Annotated in this window: 18 protein-coding genes and 1 pseudogene; 9 read left to right on the top strand and 10 right to left on the bottom strand. The window is 38.6% G+C overall.

Translation table 11 applies throughout. The features are described from left to right. Nucleotides 1-8 precede the first annotated feature (8 nt). Nucleotides 9-419 (top strand): hypothetical protein, encoded by a 411-nt coding sequence (locus tag B9T34_RS16765; RefSeq protein ID WP_086214279.1) that lies wholly within the window; start codon nucleotides 9-11, stop codon nucleotides 417-419. A gap of 72 nt (nucleotides 420-491) precedes the next feature. Here the strand turns inward: B9T34_RS16765 and B9T34_RS16760 are convergent, their stop codons facing one another. Then, nucleotides 492-1,370 (bottom strand): LysR family transcriptional regulator, encoded by an 879-nt coding sequence (locus B9T34_RS16760; RefSeq protein ID WP_171265232.1) that lies wholly within the window; start codon nucleotides 1,368-1,370, stop codon nucleotides 492-494. Nucleotides 1,371-1,513: 143 nt separating this feature from the next. Here B9T34_RS16760 and B9T34_RS16755 point away from each other — a divergent pair, with 143 nt between their 5' ends. Genes B9T34_RS16755 through B9T34_RS16740 form a run of 4 tightly spaced genes read left to right on the top strand, consistent with a single transcriptional unit; the run spans nucleotide 1,514 to nucleotide 5,439 of the window. Continuing rightward, complete coding sequence (locus B9T34_RS16755) at nucleotides 1,514-2,386, top strand: VOC family protein (protein ID WP_086214277.1); 873 nt, start codon at nucleotides 1,514-1,516, stop codon at nucleotides 2,384-2,386. Nucleotides 2,387-2,421: 35 nt separating this feature from the next. Beyond that, the gene (locus B9T34_RS16750) at nucleotides 2,422-3,057 is read left to right on the top strand and encodes a TetR/AcrR family transcriptional regulator (RefSeq protein WP_086214276.1); all 636 of its coding nucleotides are present in this window, start codon (nucleotides 2,422-2,424) and stop codon (nucleotides 3,055-3,057) included. Nucleotides 3,058-3,081: 24 nt separating this feature from the next. Beyond that, nucleotides 3,082-3,900, top strand: a complete 819-nt coding sequence (locus B9T34_RS16745; RefSeq protein ID WP_086214275.1) for an alpha/beta fold hydrolase — start codon at nucleotides 3,082-3,084, stop codon at nucleotides 3,898-3,900. Nucleotides 3,901-3,912: 12 nt separating this feature from the next. Then, complete coding sequence (locus tag B9T34_RS16740) at nucleotides 3,913-5,439, top strand: bifunctional 3-(3-hydroxy-phenyl)propionate/3-hydroxycinnamic acid hydroxylase (protein ID WP_086214274.1); 1,527 nt, start codon at nucleotides 3,913-3,915, stop codon at nucleotides 5,437-5,439. Nucleotides 5,440-5,466: 27 nt separating this feature from the next. On the opposite strand, the pseudogene B9T34_RS16735 reads toward B9T34_RS16740, so the two are convergent. From B9T34_RS16735 to B9T34_RS16700, 8 genes and pseudogenes are all read right to left on the bottom strand, one after another. Beyond that, nucleotides 5,467-6,417 (bottom strand): annotated as a pseudogene (locus B9T34_RS16735) (IS481 family transposase). Between the two features lie 94 nt (nucleotides 6,418-6,511). Then, nucleotides 6,512-7,390, bottom strand: coding sequence for a SphA family protein (locus B9T34_RS16730; RefSeq protein WP_086214273.1), 879 nt, complete (start codon nucleotides 7,388-7,390; stop codon nucleotides 6,512-6,514). Nucleotides 7,391-7,614: 224 nt separating this feature from the next. Next, the gene (locus B9T34_RS16725; protein WP_086214272.1) at nucleotides 7,615-8,778 is read right to left on the bottom strand and encodes an MFS transporter; all 1,164 of its coding nucleotides are present in this window, start codon (nucleotides 8,776-8,778) and stop codon (nucleotides 7,615-7,617) included. 31 nt (nucleotides 8,779-8,809) lie between these two features. Continuing rightward, entirely contained in the window at nucleotides 8,810-9,469 is a 660-nt protein-coding gene (locus B9T34_RS16720; protein ID WP_086214271.1) for a 3-oxoacid CoA-transferase subunit B, read from the bottom strand. A gap of 66 nt (nucleotides 9,470-9,535) precedes the next feature. Then, nucleotides 9,536-10,204: a 3-oxoacid CoA-transferase subunit A gene (locus B9T34_RS16715; RefSeq protein WP_086214270.1), complete on the bottom strand. Its 669-nt coding sequence runs from the start codon at nucleotides 10,202-10,204 to the stop codon at nucleotides 9,536-9,538. A gap of 1 nt (nucleotide 10,205) precedes the next feature. After that, complete coding sequence (locus tag B9T34_RS16710; protein WP_086214269.1) at nucleotides 10,206-11,591, bottom strand: MFS transporter; 1,386 nt, start codon at nucleotides 11,589-11,591, stop codon at nucleotides 10,206-10,208. A gap of 52 nt (nucleotides 11,592-11,643) precedes the next feature. Next, nucleotides 11,644-13,131 carry a bifunctional 3-(3-hydroxy-phenyl)propionate/3-hydroxycinnamic acid hydroxylase gene (locus B9T34_RS16705; protein WP_086214268.1) on the bottom strand — a complete coding sequence of 496 codons (1,488 nt, stop codon included), beginning with the start codon at nucleotides 13,129-13,131 and terminating at the stop codon, nucleotides 11,644-11,646. 69 nt (nucleotides 13,132-13,200) lie between these two features. Then, nucleotides 13,201-14,052 carry a fumarylacetoacetate hydrolase family protein gene (locus tag B9T34_RS16700; RefSeq protein WP_086214267.1) on the bottom strand — a complete coding sequence of 284 codons (852 nt, stop codon included), beginning with the start codon at nucleotides 14,050-14,052 and terminating at the stop codon, nucleotides 13,201-13,203. Between the two features lie 137 nt (nucleotides 14,053-14,189). On the opposite strand from B9T34_RS16700, the gene B9T34_RS16695 reads away from it, so the two are divergent. The 4 genes from B9T34_RS16695 to pcaF all read left to right on the top strand — a co-directional run bounded on the left by B9T34_RS16695 (nucleotide 14,190) and on the right by pcaF (nucleotide 17,508). Further along, complete coding sequence (locus B9T34_RS16695) at nucleotides 14,190-14,735, top strand: VOC family protein (RefSeq protein ID WP_086214266.1); 546 nt, start codon at nucleotides 14,190-14,192, stop codon at nucleotides 14,733-14,735. Nucleotides 14,736-14,752: 17 nt separating this feature from the next. Further along, nucleotides 14,753-15,514, top strand: coding sequence for an IclR family transcriptional regulator (locus B9T34_RS16690; protein ID WP_086214265.1), 762 nt, complete (start codon nucleotides 14,753-14,755; stop codon nucleotides 15,512-15,514). A gap of 110 nt (nucleotides 15,515-15,624) precedes the next feature. Further along, on the top strand, nucleotides 15,625-16,254 hold the full coding sequence (locus B9T34_RS16685) for a glutathione S-transferase family protein (RefSeq protein ID WP_086214264.1): 630 nt from the start codon (nucleotides 15,625-15,627) through the stop codon (nucleotides 16,252-16,254). A 48-nt stretch (nucleotides 16,255-16,302) separates the two neighbouring features. Beyond that, the gene (gene pcaF / locus B9T34_RS16680; RefSeq protein ID WP_086214263.1) at nucleotides 16,303-17,508 is read left to right on the top strand and encodes a 3-oxoadipyl-CoA thiolase; all 1,206 of its coding nucleotides are present in this window, start codon (nucleotides 16,303-16,305) and stop codon (nucleotides 17,506-17,508) included. Between the two features lie 312 nt (nucleotides 17,509-17,820). Here the strand turns inward: pcaF and B9T34_RS16675 are convergent, their stop codons facing one another. Next, nucleotides 17,821-19,095: a tyrosine-type recombinase/integrase gene (locus B9T34_RS16675; RefSeq protein WP_086214262.1), complete on the bottom strand. Its 1,275-nt coding sequence runs from the start codon at nucleotides 19,093-19,095 to the stop codon at nucleotides 17,821-17,823. Nucleotides 19,096-19,231: the final 136 nt, after the last annotated feature.

Genomic DNA, 19,231 nt, shown 5'->3' with positions numbered 1-19,231 from the left:
ATTTATTTATGAGTTTAAAGTTTTTATTAATAGTTATTTGCTTAATTAGTACCATAAGTTACGCAGCTGATCTTTCAGGGGATTGGAAAATTATTGATGATAAAACAGGAGTTTCTTTAGCAAAACTCAAAATATCTAAAATGTCTAATGGGAGTTATGAGGGAAGGGCCATTGAAGTATTGAATCCGCAAGGGATCAACTCGAATGAGTTTAAGAACTTTTTGATACTTTCAAACTTAAGAGAAGATCCTAAAAAATACGGATATTTTACACATGGCTTAGTTGTGGATCCTATTAGAAAAGTGACATACAAAAATATTAGCGGAAAATTAAATTCAAAAGAAACGATGATTATTTTAAGGGGGAAGTTGGATGAGTCAGCTGTGAGCCGAAGAATGTCGTGGATTCGAATTCAATAAATAATTATTGAATAGGTTATGAAGAAAGCATCTTGCTTTAGTGCTTTCTTCAGTTTCGTATAAAATATTACGCTAAGTTTTTAACTCAATATTCTTTAGCTTTTGTAAAAGAGGAAGAATGATATTTAAGGAGCTGTTATTGCTGCGTTTTCTATAGTTTGCATACAAAGGTGCGCTGAGTTCCAATTTTTTGACATTGTATTTGCCTTTTAAAAAACTGATGCTGTATTCAGGAATGATGCTCCAGCAGTTTAGTGTGTTCAAAAAGTTAATATGCTGCATGATATTAGAGCATAAAATCTTATGTTGAGGATGTATGTTGCTTTGCTTTAAAAAGTTGACTGTTTTTTCTGCAAGTATGGGGGCTTCATGAGCGGAAAATGTGATGAATTGGGTGTTTTCGAGCTTTTGTACATTTATGCTGTCGTCTAAGTCTTTATAGTTTTCTCTGTAAAATAAATACATAGACTCATTCTTAATTAAAATATTTTCATATTCAGGGTCTTCTAGTTTATGTCGGGTAAAAGTTAAATCTAGTTTAGAATTTTTTAAAGCATGAATCTGATCTCCGCAGTTCATGCTTTTCAGTTCAGCGTGATAGCCATTATTGCGCATCAAACTTACGATATGTGGCGCAATCAATATTTCAGCAAGAGGATTGAAACCAATTTTCGTTTGTTTATTGCTAGATAAAATAATCTGTTTAGCGGTTGCTATGGCGCGTTCCGAACTTTCAATGGTCTGATATGCATGCTCTAAAAAACCTTTGCCAGCATTGGTCAAATGAACGTTGCGTTTATCGCGCTCAAATAAAATAACGCCAATTTCATCTTCTAAATCACGTATTTGTTTGCTAAGAGATGGTTGTACAATACATAGCTTCTCAGCAGCCTTGGTGAAGTTAAGCTCTTCAGCAACGGCAATAAAATATCTTAAATGTCTTAATTCCATAGTTCCACTCCTTGGATATTCATTCATAACTTTTAACTATTTCTTTAAACTCAAAAACTATATTAAAACATATGTAATGAACGTTACATACATGATTATTAATTGTTCATGAATAATTTGCAATTAAATTGGACGAAAGGCGTATGAAAGGAATTTCAAAACTAAGCTACTTGGAAATCGAGGCAAGTGATTTGCCAGCTTGGCAAGCTTTTGCAGAGCGATTAGGATTTCAGGTTATTCAAACTAACCCTACAGAATTGCAATTGTGTATGGATGATCAGTCTTACCGAATAATTATTTCGCAAGGCCCTCTGGATGATCTAAAAACTATTGGCTGGGCATTTCCAAATGTAGACGTATTATCAGCATATGTTTCTGAACTTGCACAGAAGGGTATTACTGCAGTCATAGCGAGCACAGAATTAAAAGAGCAGCGTCAGGTAGATGAGCTCTATATTGTAAGCGATTTAAACGGCCTCCAGCATGAGTTTGCTGCGGGATTAAAAAAGTCTAATGGCACATTTATTAGCACTCAGCTCCAATCAAGATTTTTAACAGATGAAGGCTTAGGGCATGTATTGATTTCAACGCAGGATAAGGCTACTTCTGTTGATTTCTATCAGTGTTTAGGTCTGTCTATTACTGATACTATTGCTCAAGAAATTGCGCCGGGTATTGTGATTGATGCAACGTTTATGCATGTGAATGAGCGACATCATTCATTTGCATTTGCCCCTATGCCGCCTGAAGCGAAACGTCTGCATCATCTGATGATAGAAGTCGCATCAATTGATGATGTTGGATTGGCTTTTGATCGCTGCACTAGTGCGCAAGATCCGATTGTAATGTCTTTAGGTAAGCATCCAAATGATGAAATGTTCTCGTTTTATGTACAGTCGCCAAGTGGTTTAGCTGTAGAAGTTGGCTATGGCGGAAAGCTGATTGATTACAAAAATTGGCAAATAGAAAGCTTCTCAAAATTAAGTTCTTGGGGGCATAAGCAACATCGAGCATAATAAGCCTTTAGGTTGTTTCAAAAACAAGGCCGTACATGCAAAAAGAAAGTGTTCAAATTGCGCCTAAAAGGCAAAGACGCAGGAATGAATCTAATCCGCTAAAGATCTTAGAAACTACGCTGGAACTGATGTCAAATCATGGTTATTCAGGTACAAGTATTTCAATGATTAGTGAGTTGAGTGGCTACCCTGTAACTTCAATTTATTGGCATTTTGGCAATAAAGAACAATTGCTTTTAGCTGCACTTGAATATGGTGCAATTGAGGACTTGAACAGCAAACTGAAATATTCACCTGAAAACAGCATAGATATTGAACAGCAGTTAGCAATGATTGACGCAGATTTCTTTAAAAATCCACCGAAGGTCCTGCGCATGATGTTTATGATTGGTCTGGAAGATGATGGTAGTAATGAGAATATTCAGAAAGCTATAAAGAGAATTCGTGGGCATGCACGGCAAATTTTGATTCAGCATATTGAAGGTTTAGCAGCTCTGGAAAGCGCTCTTTTATCAACTAAAATGATTTATGCAATTGCCGATATGGCATTGGCAATTGGTGACGGATTTATTCTTGCAAATCAGATTGAGCCTGGACAGGTGAATATCGAGCTTGGTTGCGAGATGCAGGTGAAAATCATTAAACAGTTGATAAGGGAGTACAAAAAATGATTTTCATTTCTTGTGAGTATCTAAATGGAACAACTCAATCTCAGCTCCAACTTTGTAGACGTTGACGGCGTCAAAATTCATTATTCACAATTTGGCTCTGGTCCGTATTTAGTTTGGTTGCATGGCGGTGGCCCTGGAGCTAATGGTATTAGCAATTACTCGAAAAATTTTCCGAATTTTGAAAATTTCACCAATATTATTTTTGATTTACCTCGCTATGGGCAGTCAGATAAACCCTTAATTAATGGCTCATTTTTTCAATCGCTAGGTGAATATATCTATAAAGCGCTTAAGGCTTTAAATGTACAAAAGGCTTCTTTTGTAGGTAACTCATTGGGGGGTGCAACAGCCATTAAAGTGGCACAGTTAGATGAATCGATTGTTGATAAATTGATTTTGATGGCACCAGGTGGTTTGCCGGGTAAAGACAACAGGCTGTCACCTGCATTAATGCTAATGCTGAAAGCATTAGGCGGTGATCCATCTCGAGATAATGTCTATGGTTTCTTAAAGCAAATTGCTTATGACCAGTCTTTACTGACAGAAGAATTGCTACATGCGCGCTACAGTGATGCTCAAAATCCAGAAGTGATTTCTACCGCTCGACAAAGCAATTTTTTGCCTGAGAATCTTTTGCCCATTTTAGAAAATATTAAAGCACCAACCTTATTGATCTGGGGTAAGCAAGATGCCGTTTTACCAATCGAAGGAGGTTATAAGGCAGTCGAAAAATTGGAAAATTGTGAATTTCGCGCCATAAGCAAATGTGGACATTGGGTGCAATTTGAATATCCAGAATGGTTTAACCAAGCTGTTCAGCAATTTTTAACAACTAACAGATAAGAGGATTCAAGGATGAATTCAATGCAATATGATGCTGATGTAGCGATTATTGGCTATGGCCCTACAGGTGTAGCTGCAGCAAATATTCTAGGTAAGCATGGAATCAAAACGGTAATTTTTGAAAAAGATAAAGACCTTTATTCAAGAGCTAGAGCAGTAACTGTCAGTGATTGGACTATGCGCTGTTTTCAATCGATTGGTTTAGATGATGCGATTGCCAAAGATATGGATGAAACAGCAGGGTTGCGCTGGATAAAATATGATGGTACTGAAATTTTACGCATGGGTTTCCCACCAAGTATTTTAGGAAAACATCCAACATCTTATGCAATTTATCAGCCGAAGATGGAACAGACTTTACGTCAAGGTGTTGAGCGCTATAAAGAGAGTTGCCAAATTTTCTTTGGAACAAAAGTCGATGCTATTGCACAAACAGATGAAGCAGTTGAGTTGACGGTAACTGATCAAGATCAAGTGTCCCAAATAATACGTGTCAAATATGCTTTAGGTTGCGATGGTGGTTCAAGTCGTACTCGTGAAAGTTTAGGCATCGCACTCATTGGCGATACAGTTGATACCAAATGGGTGGTTATTGATGCAAAAGTAAAACGCTGGTGGAAAAACCGAAATTTATTAACATTCTGGTCAGATCAAAAACGACCAGTTGTTGATATTGCATTGTCATTAGGTAATCACCGGTGGGAAATTCCATTAGAAAGCCATGAGTCAGAGCAGGACTTTCAAACTAATGAGCAGATTTGGCCATTGCTTAACTCTATGGGTGTAACAGATAAAGAGGTTGAACTTTATCAACATGCATTTTATAAACATCATGTGCGTCGTGCGGAAAAATGGCGTGATGGTCGTGTGTTTCTCCTAGGTGATGCTGCACATATGATGCCACCTTGGGCTGGTGCTGGCATGCAGTCAGGTATTCGCGATTCTTTTAATTTATGCTGGAAATTAGTAGAAGTATTGAATGGACGTATGCCTGAGAGCATTTTAGACAGTTATGAAGTTGAACGTGCACCAAACGTTGAATTTTACACGCAAGTTGCAGTACAGTTGGGCCGTATCATTAAGCAGCAAGTGACTGAGGAAGAAATGGCTGCTATAGCTCCACAACTCAGTGATGATCCTCCTGTACTTAAATTGCCTGTAATTGAATTGGGCTGGGTACAATCCTCTGAAAATACTGCTGTAGGTAAAATTTTACCGCAACCACGTGTAACAGATTCACGTGGCAAGCTAGCATATTTGGATGACATTACTCAGGATCAATTCTTTGTTTTAGGCAATCAAGTTGATCCAAAAACGTTAATGAGTGCAGAACAAATTACTCAGTGGGATGAGTTGAATGCGCAATATTTCACTTTGCTTGATACAGCTGATGATGGCAAAGGCTTCGATGATATTGTTGATATTAACGGCAGCTTAATCGAATGGATGAATCAGCATCAGACACAAGTTGTTGTGGTACGTCCAGATAAGTTTATTGTTGCGGCAGGCCAGAATTTAAATCGTCCTGCATTTAATTAATTGTGTGATTCATAGAGATCGTTTCAATTAAGCGATCTCTAAATCCATCTTGTAATTGGCACGTTGAATCCGTTCATTGGATGGATTGTATTGCTTCAGGACCTCATCTGAGAAAGGGGTTTCTTCACATAATTAAAAGTACCTTTCCATCAGTGTTTTACCTTTCAAAGCTGAATGTGGTCTCATTCAGTTATAGTAATGCTGCCATTCGGTTAGCTTGGCTTGGATAGCTTTAGAATTAATACCTACAGTAGCATAGAACTCAGATTTATCAGTTTTTTGTGAGCACTTTACCTTGCCATTCAGATGAGGTGAACCTGGTTTATTTGGCCTAAATTTGATCCCATGCTGCATCATTTTTTCTGTACTTTTTCAGCAAAAAATTCCCGCCCTCGATCGGTCTGTATTCGCTGTATGGGAAAAGGCATTTCTTCAATTACGCAGTCTAAAAAGTCGAGAGTATTCGCTGCTGTTCTGCGTTTATATATCCTTAAAATGCGATATCGTGTGCAGTCATCGATAAATGTGTACTGATATAGCCCAGGACCCAGTTTACAGGTATCCATTTGAATTCTATTGCCTGATAGTGGGCGTTCATAACGAATGAAATCTACTTTACTACGGAATTTTTTAATTGGTTTGACTTGATGAGTGGATAGTACTTTATGGATAGTCGCTAAGGACAACGAGACTCCGCAGCCTCATCAATTCTGTTTGCAAACGTCGAGCACCAAGATCTCTAGCCGATCGCATTTTTAATATTAGGGCTTCTAGCTCAGCATTGATTTTAGTATTTTGAGATTTTAATGGACGTTTACACTGACTACTTAATCCATTAATATCTTGCTCAGAATATCGGTTCCACCACTTGCGTAACGTTGGTCTAGAAATGCTGCATCTCCGACATACTAGGCCAGCATCATTGGTCTCTTCAAATAATTTAACCCATACAAGTCTTTGTTGAATTTCTCTGGTCATAGACACTAATTATATTGAAATGATGTCTATGAATTACACAAATTAATAAATAAAAAATACCGCAATTATTATTGCGGTATTTTTTATAGTTTTTTCAAAAAGGTAGAGCTGCTTTTATCCAGATTGAATCTCCTTTACTTTTATTTTCAGCTACAATTTCTTTTTCCCATTTAACAGTAGTAAACCAATTTTTTCCTTGATATTTAAATGATGGTCCAAGAGCAAAACCATTTGTTTTACTGTTTTTAATTTCTTCACCATTTATTTTATCATTGTTGATTTGCGTTGAATAATATCCACCAATGCCAAAAGTCATGTTCTTAAAGTTTTGACCTATAGAATAGTCTAAATGGAACTGGTCTCCACTTGAATAGTTAGTGTCGCTATTTTTACCATTAAATAAGTAACCTAATTTCAAATCAGCACTTAACGAATTTTCTTTAAGATATGAAATTGTATACATTGGTTCAATAGTTGTACGGTTTAAACTAATATTAGCTAAATTGTTTTTGTCATAATCTCCTGCTGGAAGGAAGATATCAAATCCAATTGCACTATGCAAATTAGGTGAATGATGAAAGCCGAGTGCGCTTCCAATAGTTATATCGCCTAATCCTTGTTGTCTTTCACTCATATTTAAAGATTGAACCTTTAAATCGACAATTGGAATTAATGCTTCAAATATTAGATCACCCCCAAAAAAATTCTGATTCGTTACCCAAACTAATCGGGAAACTAAGGCTGTGGACTGAACTTCAAAATTTGGTACATTTAAATTATTTCCCTTATAATCATTTAATTGATCAGAGTTATAATGATTCAAATACACCATTCCGTAAAATCCTGGAGGAGGAACGACTGCTGACATGAAATTTTCAGCTCCATTTGCATAGCTGGAGTTTCCATTTTCTACTGCAAATAAACTTGTGCTTAATGTGCATAGAATTCCAAATAATATTTTTTTGTAAATCATAAATTTCCCTTTTGATGATTATTGCATATGAGTATGCAATTTATAAATTTATAATAATTTTTATTTTTTTTAAATATTTATAGCCATATATTATTGCCATATATTTTTTAACTATATATTGGTTTTTTTTATTTTGTTAATAAATTATTTTTAAATTTTTTTAATAAAAGAAAACCAAATTTTAAAATTATAAATTTGGTTTTTAATTTTAAATCTATATTTTATTAAGCATTAAGAGTATTAGAGGAAATAGAGGATTTCATAACTTGACATCTAACATAGGCAAAGCAACAGATTTGTGTGAAAACTAGTACAAAAGCAGCATAACCTATTGATTCAAATCCAATATATTTAATGAGAGTGCCCCCTAAAATAGGTGCAATTGCAGATCCAAACATAAGCATTGCTGGTGTGGCTGCAATAGCTCTGTTACTACTATCGAGTTTAGAAAGTAGTCCAAATGCAAAAATATGAGTAAATAGAATAGTAAAAGCCATAAGCCCACCACTAATGCAATACATAACTGCACTAGTTGTATGGGTAATAATTAATGCAAATAATGCTTGGAATAATGGGCCTATGCAAATAACAGTTAAAGCATTTAATTTGTTCTGTAAAAATACAGCTAATGGACCTGGCAATATACATACGGAAACATAAATCATTAAAGCAATCGATATCATTTCGTGACTAAACCCCCTAAATTCACCAATACGATCAAAAAAACTAACTGTTATTGCTTGAGTCATTGATAGCAGAGAGATTCCTATAATACAAAGCCATATATATTTTTTGAGTTTAGGAAACATTAAATTATTCGATATAGAGCGCGGGGCATGAGATTTAGGGAAGAATAAAAAACTTATTAAAGATGCAAAAATCATAATAATTCCAATTAAAACAAAAAGATTATTTGGTCCAAATGTTTTAGTTGTAAAAATCGCTACAGCCATAAAAATAATTCCAAAGACACCTAGAGCCATACCTAATACGGCGAAAAGTTTGTGTGGATTATTTGATTGACCTACAGTGCCGTGCGTTAAACTGAGGCCTGCACCTACGGCTAGACCTGCATACAAATGTAAAGATGCTATAATTTTAAAATCTGTATTTGATGAAATAAGGAAAAAAGCTAATCCAGCTATAAAAAAACTAGAAAATATTATAATTTTCTTTGGTAAATTATTGAAAAGCGGTGCTAAAATTATACTAGATGATGTTGCGCCTATTAAAAAAAGAGTGACTAACAAGCCAGCTTGTTGTGTGTCGAATTGATAGTAACTGATTAATATACCAATCCAGATTGGTAAAGCAATAATATCAACCATTCCAGCACAATGATTACTCATTAATGCTGTGATCCCCATTTTACCATTTGAAATCTTCATATTATTCAAATCCTTTGAATGTTTTCTTGTATTAGAATACGTCGCTTATGCAATTATTTAGAGGAGCTTGGGTAAGTTTTTGGAGCTCATTAAATTGAAGGCCTTTAACTATTTCAATGACATTTAATCCATTCTCAGTAATGTCAATGACGCAAAGATCAGTATAAATCCGATCTACACATTGCTTTCCAGTTAAAGGGTAACTGAGCTGCTTGACGATTTTGGCCTCGCCAGTTTTGGTAATGTGTTCCGTAGTAACGAAGACTTTTTTTGCACCAACAGCTAAGTCCATTGCTCCGCCAACAGCAGGTATGGCATCTGATGCACCTGTATGCCAATTTGCCAAATCACCATTTTCAGCAATTTGAAAAGCGCCGAGTACGCAGATATCTAGATGCCCACCTCGCATCATGGCAAATGAGTCACCGTGATGAAAATAACAGCCGCCGGTGAGCATGGTGACAAATTCTTTTCCAGCATTTATGAGGTCATCATCTTCATCACCTGCTTTTGGTGAAGAGCCAAATCCAAGCAGGCCATTTTCAGAATGTAGAAAAATTTCTTTATTCTTAGGGAGGTATTTGGCAATCCGTGTAGGCACGCCAATGCCTAGATTCACATAGGAACCGTCCGGAATATCTTGTGCAACGCGGGCTGCGATTTGATCTCGGGTTAGTTTTTGATAGTTCATATTTATTCCATTAATAGAATCATTTGATCTTTAATAAAGTCATTGAAAAAAGTATTTTCATAATTCTTAAGATAAGATCGGATACTCAACAATGTGCTGGACAAAAATACCGGGTGTGACAATATGTTCGGGATCGAGTTTGCCCAATTCCACTACTTCAGATACCTGAGCAATGGTGGTGGCTGCAGCCATCGCCATGATTGGCCCAAAGTTACGGGCAGATTTGTTGTAAACTAAATTGCCCCAACGGTCGCCTTTATGTGCTTTAATCAAGGCGAAATCGGCTTTGATCGGCAGTTCGAGTACATAGTCTTTGCCCTCGATATGACGTGTTTCTTTGCCTTTGGCGAGCAAGGTGCCATAACCGGTCGGGGTAAATACGGCACCTAGGCCCATGCCAGCTGCTTGGATGCGGCAGGCCAGATTGCCTTGCGGTACTAGTTCAAGTTCAACTTTTCCTGCACGATATAATCCATCAAACACCCATGAATCGGCTTGGCGTGGGAAAGAACAGACCATTTTTTTGACGCGCCCAGCTTTGAGTAGCTTGGCCAAACCATATTCGCCATTTCCAGCATTGTTGCAGACAATAGTTAGTTCTTTTGCACCGGTTTCAATCAGTGCATCAATCAATTCTGCCGGCTGCCCAGCAGTGCCGAATCCGCCAATCAGAATGGTTGCCTGATCGGGAATGGATTGAAGCAATTCATGAGCTGAATGATGAATTTTGTTCATATTAAACGTGTCCTTTAACCGCAAATTTTTGAGGAGCTTTTTTCAGTGCGAATGTCAGCATGATGATTGCACCCAAAAGCATTAGCACACTGCCGTAGATCATGCCTGTCGCAAAGGATTGGGTCATGTCTCTAAGAAAGCCGATTAAGAATGAGCTGACAATGGTTGCTGAGTTGCCGAAAGCATTAATGAAGGCGATGCCAATGGCTTTGTGATCGCTGGATAAGCTCTCATCGGCAAAGGCCCAGAAAATGCCCATGGTGCTGAAACCTGCCATACATGCCAGACATAGGCCGATAATTTGCAACATAGGTGTTTGTAAATAGGCAGCCATGAGCCAGCCGATAAAGCCCAGCATCATTGGGAAAAAGGTATGCCAATAGCGTTCGCGGGTTTTATCGGAGTGATAGCACAATAAAAATAAAGCGATGATGGTGACCAAATGCGGAATAGCGACAATAATGCCATGTGTCACTGAATTTAAATTCGGCAGTGCGGCAGAGACAATTTGTGGCACCCAAATATTGACCATGCCGCAGGTGGTCACAATACAGAAATACACCACGGCGCAGCGCAGCACAGAGCTGTTTAAAAACGCCCATGCAGATGCTTTTTGAGGTGTATTTTGATTCATGTTGATGGTATTTTTTTTGCTATTGAGCACGTCATTTTTTTGATTTTCATCTTCAATGGCTTGAATCAAAACCTGTTTTTCTTCTTCATTTAACCACGCTGCATCTTTTGGGGTATTCGGCAATTTGGCATAGACCAATAATCCCAAAAAGACACATGGTAAGCCTTCTAATAAAAACACCCATTGCCAGCCAGTAAACCCATGCCAGTCATGTAGATTTAAAATGTAGCCCGTGATGACTGCGCCGAACATGGCTGTAAAGGGCATCGCCAACATAAAAATGGCATTAGCACGGGAACGATGAGAAGATGGAAACCACTGGGTTAAATAGAGGAGCATACCCGGCATAAAGCCAGCTTCCGCAATCCCGACAATGGCGCGGATAATATAAAGTGACTTTTCATCTGTAGCGAAAGCAGTGCAGCTTGAAGCGATACCCCAGACAATAATAATGGAGCCGATCCACAACTTAGTACCGAATTTCTTCAGCATCATATTGCTTGGAATGCCGAAGCAAATATAAAAGATATAGAAAATAGTATTGGCTAAACCGAAACTGAGTGCAGTTAATCCTAAATCAGCACTGAGTTGTTTGCCGACAAAACCGATATTAATACGATCCAAAAAAGAGAAAATAAATAATATCAGTAGAAAATATAGAAGTTTGCGGCGTACTTTTTGTACTGTGTCTTCCAGTTTTTTATTTTTTTCAGGCAAATCCGTCGCCTGAATTCCAACTTGTTGAGAATCCATAGTTTCTTCCTTTGAACACGGTATGGATAGGCGGTAAATTACCGCCTAGGGGTTAGTGTGTGATCACGTCGTATAAATGTGCTGCCTTCATCAGTTGTTCTATGCTTTGTTGTGCAGACGCTTTGCCAAAAATATAGCGGTCAGGGCGGACTAAAATGGCTTGTGCTTGATGTTGATGTAGCCAATTTACAATCTCTGTCTGCTGGGCAGTAATAATGCTGAGTCCTTCAATATCATTGAGCTGCAATTCTTCAACTTGCGCTAAATGATCAGGTAAAACAAAGAGGCTGAATTGATAGCCAATCTCATCGTCACTCAGGGTCTGTTTGTCCAAAATGAATTGTGGTGCAATTTGTCCATTGCCTTCATCCGTACTTTGAATAAAGCCAGTGCCTAACTTTGGTGTTGGGGTAATGAAGTTTTTAAGCTGAGAGACCTGCTGCTGATATTCATGATCGGCACAATAGTTTTGGATAATGTTTCCAAAGTGTACTGCGCCTTGAATAAACTCTTTCACATGTGAAATGCGCTCAGAATGATAGCTTTCCGCTAGTTCAAAAGCATGCTCATCATGGACTAACGCTTTTAATTTCCATGCTAGATTGGCTGCATCACGAATTCCCGCTGCCATCCCTTGTCCCATAAATGGTGGCGTTTGATGCGCTGCATCACCTGCAATGATCAGGCGGTCTTTTTGCCACTGTTTAGCCAGTAAGGCATGGAATGTATACACTGCTGCGCGTTCAATTTCTGCATTTTCAGGTTGAATATAATCTTTTAATAAGTTCCAAATGGTCTCTGGACGTGTTAGGTTATGCACATCATCTTCCGGCATGACCATGATTTCCCATCGCAGGCGGCGGCCTGTACCTTTGATATAGCTCATCGGACGCTGAGGATCACAATACTGAATACTGTAATCGCCTAAATCATTAACATTATTTTTGGTTATAAAATCAACTACTAGCCAACGGCTGTGCAGATTTAAATCTTCAAAAGTTGTGCCGATTAGACGGCGGATTAAAGAACGCGCGCCATCACAGCCAACCACATATTTAGCAGTTGCCAGTTCTAAACTGCCATTAGTTAAATTTTCAAAATACAGTACGCAATCTTCAGTCCGTTCATCAATTTTATATACTTCATGGCGCAATTTAACGGTCAGCAGTGGATGATCTTCAACTTGCTGGCGCAAAACTGCTTCTAGGTCTGGCTGATGAATCCGGTATGCCGAACTCCATTGTTGCGTACCTTTTTGCGTTGGGCGTTCCCAAGTGATCAGTAAATTGCCTTCGGCATCGACAAATTTCATGCCTGGACCGGGTTCAAGTTCTTGCTGTAGCTTGTCTGAAATGCCGATGGTTTGGAAAACCCGCATGCATTCGGCATCAAAACGGATTGCGCGCGGCAATTGCAAAATGCCGGCTTCACGTTCGACCACCAGAACTTTTAAGCCTTGTTGCACTAACAGATTGGCAAGAGTTACACCTGTAGGGCCATAGCCGACGATTGCAACGTCATAATGTTGTTTTAATTCCATTTCTTACTCCTCCTGAGCAGAAGAGGCTTTATAGTTAAAGCCTCATTTCATATCGTCATGATTTATTGATTAACCATCATTTTTTACGATATTTTTCAGGATGCCGATTTTATCTACTTCAATTTCAACTACATCACCTTCGCTTAGCAACACCGGCGGCGTGCGTTTCAGGCCAATGCCACCTGGTGTACCGCTGACAATGACATCGCCTGGCTGTAACGGGGTGAAGGTTGAAATGTAGTTAATCAATGACGGAATATCATGAATTAATTGTGTAGTTTGAGCGCGCTGCAGTTCTTTACCATTCACACGTGTGATTAGGGTCATGGTTTCATTGGCTTTAATTTCATCACTAGTGACTAACCATGGACCAAAACCGCCCGTCTGGAAGAAGTTTTTGCCAGGACCCCATTGCGCAGTGTGGCGCTGCCAGTCACGGACTGAACCGTCGTTATAGCAAGCGTAGCCCGCAATATGATCCCATGCATCTTCTTTAGAAATACGGCGGCCACCTTTGCCAATCACTACAGCAATTTCACCTTCATAGTCAAACTGGTCTGCTTCTACAGGGCGAAGCAAAGGCTGATTATGTCCAACTTGAGATGGTGCAAGGCGGAAGAAAATCATAGGTTTTTCAGTTGCTTCACGCTGAGTTTCTTGTACATGTTCTGCGTAGTTCAAACCAATACAGAAAATTTGTTCAGGGTTTGGAATCACTGGTTCAAATTGAATGTCCGCTAAAGCATAGTCGGGTGCTGCATGCTCAGCTGATTTAACGATCTCAATAAAATTTTCTTGAGCTAATAAGCTTTTTAGATCTGCATATTTATTTGCAAAGTGCTTTTTTAAATCTACGACCGATTGATCTTGAACTAAACCAAATGATTGCTGACCTTGAATGCTGAAACTTAATAATTTCATAGAAACCTTCCTTGAAGAATAAACACACAGTTATTTTTTGATAAAAAAATTATTATCAATAATTAATAACAATTGACATAATATTGGCAATTAATATATGTTGTGTCAACATTTTTATCAATAATTGAGAAAAATATATGAAAGGACTTAAATTCAGTCATGTTGGTGTTTATGTCAGCGACATTGCTCAAATGGAAAAGTTTTATACTGAAATTCTCGGATTCTTTGTGACAGATCGAGGATTTTTAAACACGCCACGCGGGGAAGTGAAACTCGTGTTTTTAAGCCGTGACCCTAAAACGCATCATCAAATTGTGTTGGCTACAGGTCGTCCTGAAGAACAGATCTTTAATCCAATTAACCAAATTTCTTTAGAAGCGGATAGCTTGGAAACTTTGCAGGAACTGTATGCCAAATTTGTAGAGTTGAAGATTCCGCATTTAGATCCGATTACGCATGGCAACGCTATATCATTCTATGCACCTGACCCTGAAGGCAATCGTTTGGAATTATTTATTGATACGCCATGGTATGTATCTCAGCCGATGAAAATCCCTTTAGATTTAAGCAAAGATGCAGAAGTTTTAATGACTGAAGTTGAAAAGCATGCAAAAGAACTTCCTGGTTTTTGCCAAAGAGCGGAATGGGAAGGTAGAATGCGTGAACTTATGTCGATGAATTAAATTAAGTTGAGCTGATCATGTCTACATCCAATAACATGTTAAATATTCTGACGTTATTCTCGATAGAAGAACCTGTTCTGGATGCAGATATCATCTGCGAAAAACTGAATTTTTCTAAACCCACAGGTTATCGCTATATTAAAGATTTGGTTGCGCACGGGCTTTTGCAACGTTTGCACGGTGGTCAATATACCTTTGGACCTCGAATTTCGGTGATGGATTATATTTCGCAAAAATCTAACCCTATTCTTCGTATCAGTATTCCTTTGATGCTCGAGATTGTTGAACAAACGGAACTCAACTGCTGTTTGACGCAATTTTATGAAGATTATTGTATTGATATTCATCATGAAAGCTTTAAGGATTCGTCTTTGCTTGGTTATGGCCGTGGCCGTCCAAGACCAGCCTATGCAGGGGCGGCGCCAAAAATTATTTTGGCGAATACTGGAACGAAGATTCAGAAATCCATTTTTGAAAAATACCAAGTCCAGTTTATGGCCAGTGCTTACGCGCAGACCGAAACTGAATTTTTAGAAAAATTGAATCAAGTCAAAAAGCAGGGGTTTTATGCTTCTCAAGGGGAGCTGGAAAACCACTTGGGTGCGATTGCTGTTCCAATCATTTATTCAAGTAAAGCATTTCCTTTAGCTTTAAGTATCGTGGGTTCGGTCAAACGCTTTAACTTGATTCATGTTGAAACCATTGTGGATATTTTAACGAAAGCAGCGAAACAGATTGAAAATGAATTTAAATCGCTGAACCATGAGTCGGATCTGTGATGAGATTTTTAGAGTGTATGTGTTGTTAAAAGTAAATGCTTTAAAAAGCAGATGCTGATCAAAGCAAAACTTTAAATCAGAAGCATCATAGGCCTGTAGAAGGTCAAAGAATGATTACACTTTGGGGGCGTTCTAATTCCACCAATGTCCGCAAAATTTTGTGGTGCCTACATGAGTTAGGACTTTCATTCGAGCATATTCAAGCTGGTGGCGCATTTGCCATCGTCAATACTGCCGAATATTTACAACTAAATCCCAATGGACTGGTTTCGTGTCTGCAGGACAGTGATTTTACACTTTGGGAGTCACATACCATTTTGCGATATTTGGCAGAAAAATATGGGAAAAACAGCCTATTTTTTGCTGATATTTCACAGCGGTATGATGCTGAAAAATGGATGGATTGGTGCATAAGCAGCATCAGCCCAATGTTTAAAACTATTATGCTGCATGCCATGAAATTGCCGGTAGAACATAGAAATCCAGCACTGCTTTCGCAAGCCATTCATGAACTGGAAGTAAAACTCATGGTGTTTGATCAGTATTTGCGGCAGCGATGTTTTATTGCTGGTGAACATTTCTCCATTAGTGATATTGCTGCTGGTAGCTATTTCTATACATGGAAAACCCTGCATTTACATCATCAGCTAGAGCAGAAGAATGATTTCCCATCCTTGGACGCATGGCTAGAACGGCTATCGAAACGTCCTGCTTTTCAAACTGCTTTGCTTAGCCAATAACTGAGTTACACCCTTTAAAATTTAACTTGAGAAAAAGGATTTCTCGTCATGAAAAATGCTTATATTATCGATGCTGTTCGAACGCCATTTGGACGCTATGCTGGCAGTTTATCTAGCGTGCGTATCGACGATTTAGGGGCGGTTCCTATACGAGCTTTAATGCAACGCAATCCGCAAATTGATTGGCAGTTGGTGGATGATGTGATTTATGGTTGCGCTAATCAAGCTGGTGAAGATAACCGTAATGTTGGCCGAATGTCAGCACTGTTAGCCGGTCTGCCGTATCAAGTACCAGCCACTACAGTCAACCGTTTATGTGGTTCATCATTGGATGCAGTCGCTATGGCGGCACGTGCCATTAAGGCAGATGAAGCTGATTTGATCATCGCTGGCGGTGTAGAAGGCATGTCGCGTGCACCTTATGTGATGGGTAAAACAGACACAGCTTTTGGACGTAGTCAAAAAATTGAAGATACTACTATGGGTTGGCGCTTTATCAATCCTAAACTCAAAGCACTGTGTGGTGTAGAAAGCATGCCACAGACAGCAGAAAATGTGGCGGAACAATTCAATATTAACCGTGCCGATCAGGATAGCTTTGCTTTAGAAAGTCAAAAAAGAACAGTATCTGCACAAATCAAAGGCTTTTTTTCGCATGAAATCGTGCCTGTATCAATTCCACAGCGCAAAGGCGATGATGTCTTGATTGAGAATGATGAACATCCGCGTTCATCCACTACCTTAGAGGGGCTGAGCAAACTAAAGCCAGTTGTCAAAGCGAACGGCACTGTTACTGCGGGGAATGCTTCCGGCATTAATGATGGGGCTGCTGCAGTGCTTATTGCTTCTGATCAGGCGGTGGAGAAATATGGATTAACACCACGAGCAAAAATTATCGGGGCAGCTGTTGTTGGTCTTGAACCGCGCATTATGGGTTTTGGTCCTGCTCCAGCTATTCAAAAGCTTTTAAAGCAAACAGGTCTAACTTTAGATCAAATGGATGTGATTGAGTTAAATGAAGCTTTTGCGGCGCAGGCTCTGGCTTGTACTCGGGATTTGGGGCTAAAAGATCTCGATCCAAGGGTGAATCCTAATGGTGGGGCGATTGCTTTGGGGCATCCGCTTGGCGCATCAGGTGCTCGATTGGTGACTACGGCTTTGAATCAATTAGAGAATATACAAGGGCGTTATGCTATTTGTTCAATGTGTATCGGCATAGGACAGGGAATTGCTTTGATAATTGAGCGTCTTTAAAATTTATTCGAAATACATTAATCGCTTAATCTTAATATAGAAATTAAAATAGAAGGTTCTTAATTTCTATATTAATTGGGTGAGTAATTAGATTGTAATTTACTTCAAATGTACGCTATTTAATTTTTACATGTCATCTGTTTGACTGATAAAAAATTTCAATACATCCGAATATATTTAATTCTATTAAGATTTGATCATTGATAATTAATGTAATTTTGAAGTATATCCGTAAATGGATTACTTATATCTTAACAAATAAATGTACTAAAACTTCTGCTATTTAAGACAGAGGCACGGGTATTCTTCTAATTATTTTTGTACATTACAAAATTCAGCCCAGTCCGCCATTAATGCTTTACGTTTTTCAAGATATGCTCCACGTAGGTAAGCAGCTTCGACTTCATCTGGTAATTTATGCGCAAGCACATGTTCGCACACTTCACGTGGATAATCTGTCTTATCAGCTGACCAATCACGAAATGTAGACCGAAAGCCATGGGTGGTGATCACACGATTTTGTTTCGGATCAATATAGCCTAAGCCATTTTCTTTCAGCTTTTGCTCATGCATGCGTTTAATCAATGTGGTTAATGACATATCAGAGAGCATTTCACCACAACGTGGGGCAGGGAAAATGAAATCTTGTGGTTGAGTATAATCTTTGATTGACTCAAGCAAAGTGATCGCTTCTTGAGACAATGGAACACGATGTTCCTTTTCGGCTTTCATACGTTCTTTAGGAATAATCCAGACTTTATTTTTAAAATCAATTTCCTGCCATTTAGCCCCAAAGATCTCACCAGAACGACACGCAGTTAAAATTGCAAATTCTAGGGCTTTAGGTGAAATTCCTTTTTTCTGTCTCAAGTGATGGATAAATTCAGCAACTTGTTCATATGGTAAGGATGGGTGAGGGCGCGATTCATGCTTTAAGTTACCCAATATGGGTTCAAGATTACCTTTCCATTCAGCAGGATTGTCACCTTCAAAATATCCCATAGCTTTCGCATAATCGAAAATGGTTTCTATGCGACCACGAATGCGTTTGGCAGTTTCATTTTTTTCAATCCAGATCGGCTTGAGGGCTTCTACAATATCTACTTTGGTAATCTCGCCAATAGTGAGATTACCCAGCGTTGGATAGATATAAGTTTCCAGTGTCGATGACCATTGCCCAATATGCTTTTGATTTTTAAGTTCACGGGTTTTATTGGCAATAACAACTTTTGCACACTCCATGAATGTTTTGTTCCGTAGTTGCTGGACATGAAGCTTGTCGAGCTGTTCCTGTTTATATGCAATTGGATCAATACCATTTCGTATTTGTAATCTTAATTCGGTTGCTTTGGCACGGGCTTCAGCTAAAGAAACTTCAGGGTAGGGACCGATTCCAATATCACGGCGATGAGGTTTTAATTTTCCATCTTTATCCAGACGTTTTCCCACTACTGCACGCAAAATCCAGACACGGGAGTTACCTTCGACATTCAGGCAAAGGCCATCAACGCCCCCTACAGAATGTCGCCCAGTCTCCTTAATTTTTGCTACACTGAGTGCAGATAGTTCTTTAGACTTCTTTGGCATGTCTTGATTTACCCCACAACCTACCCCTCATAAAATACTGGAAATGGTAGGATTAGACAAGATGGCTTAGGATGGTAAAATTATTAAATTTTTGAAAAATATATATTTATAATATTGGTTTGGATTTCTTAGGACC

The sequence above is a fragment of the Acinetobacter sp. ANC 3813 genome (assembly GCF_002135435.1).
In the GTDB taxonomy this organism is placed as follows: Bacteria; Pseudomonadota; Gammaproteobacteria; order Pseudomonadales; family Moraxellaceae; genus Acinetobacter.
Note: the sequence above shows the minus strand (reverse complement) of the source record. Positions and strands in the feature narration are given on the sequence as shown.

Excerpts from the sequence above, each read along its gene's own strand:
- B9T34_RS16705 (WP_086214268.1), bottom strand. The coding sequence starts at position 13,131 with ATGGAATTAAAACAACATTATGACGTTGCAATCGTCGGCTATGGCCCT.
- B9T34_RS16750 (WP_086214276.1), top strand. The coding sequence starts at position 2,422 with ATGCAAAAAGAAAGTGTTCAAATTGCGCCTAAAAGGCAAAGACGCAGG.
- B9T34_RS16675 (WP_086214262.1), bottom strand. The coding sequence starts at position 19,095 with ATGCCAAAGAAGTCTAAAGAACTATCTGCACTCAGTGTAGCAAAAATT.
- B9T34_RS16745 (WP_086214275.1), top strand. The coding sequence starts at position 3,082 with ATGGAACAACTCAATCTCAGCTCCAACTTTGTAGACGTTGACGGCGTC.
- B9T34_RS16695 (WP_086214266.1), top strand. The coding sequence starts at position 14,190 with ATGAAAGGACTTAAATTCAGTCATGTTGGTGTTTATGTCAGCGACATT.
- pcaF (WP_086214263.1), top strand. The coding sequence starts at position 16,303 with ATGAAAAATGCTTATATTATCGATGCTGTTCGAACGCCATTTGGACGC.
- B9T34_RS16730 (WP_086214273.1), bottom strand. The coding sequence starts at position 7,390 with ATGATTTACAAAAAAATATTATTTGGAATTCTATGCACATTAAGCACA.
- B9T34_RS16690 (WP_086214265.1), top strand. The coding sequence starts at position 14,753 with ATGTCTACATCCAATAACATGTTAAATATTCTGACGTTATTCTCGATA.
- B9T34_RS16765 (WP_086214279.1), top strand. The coding sequence starts at position 9 with ATGAGTTTAAAGTTTTTATTAATAGTTATTTGCTTAATTAGTACCATA.
- B9T34_RS16760 (WP_171265232.1), bottom strand. The coding sequence starts at position 1,370 with ATGGAATTAAGACATTTAAGATATTTTATTGCCGTTGCTGAAGAGCTT.
- B9T34_RS16740 (WP_086214274.1), top strand. The coding sequence starts at position 3,913 with ATGAATTCAATGCAATATGATGCTGATGTAGCGATTATTGGCTATGGC.
- B9T34_RS16720 (WP_086214271.1), bottom strand. The coding sequence starts at position 9,469 with ATGAACTATCAAAAACTAACCCGAGATCAAATCGCAGCCCGCGTTGCA.
- B9T34_RS16715 (WP_086214270.1), bottom strand. The coding sequence starts at position 10,204 with ATGAACAAAATTCATCATTCAGCTCATGAATTGCTTCAATCCATTCCC.
- B9T34_RS16700 (WP_086214267.1), bottom strand. The coding sequence starts at position 14,052 with ATGAAATTATTAAGTTTCAGCATTCAAGGTCAGCAATCATTTGGTTTA.
- B9T34_RS16725 (WP_086214272.1), bottom strand. The coding sequence starts at position 8,778 with ATGAAGATTTCAAATGGTAAAATGGGGATCACAGCATTAATGAGTAAT.
- B9T34_RS16710 (WP_086214269.1), bottom strand. The coding sequence starts at position 11,591 with ATGGATTCTCAACAAGTTGGAATTCAGGCGACGGATTTGCCTGAAAAA.
- B9T34_RS16685 (WP_086214264.1), top strand. The coding sequence starts at position 15,625 with ATGATTACACTTTGGGGGCGTTCTAATTCCACCAATGTCCGCAAAATT.
- B9T34_RS16755 (WP_086214277.1), top strand. The coding sequence starts at position 1,514 with ATGAAAGGAATTTCAAAACTAAGCTACTTGGAAATCGAGGCAAGTGAT.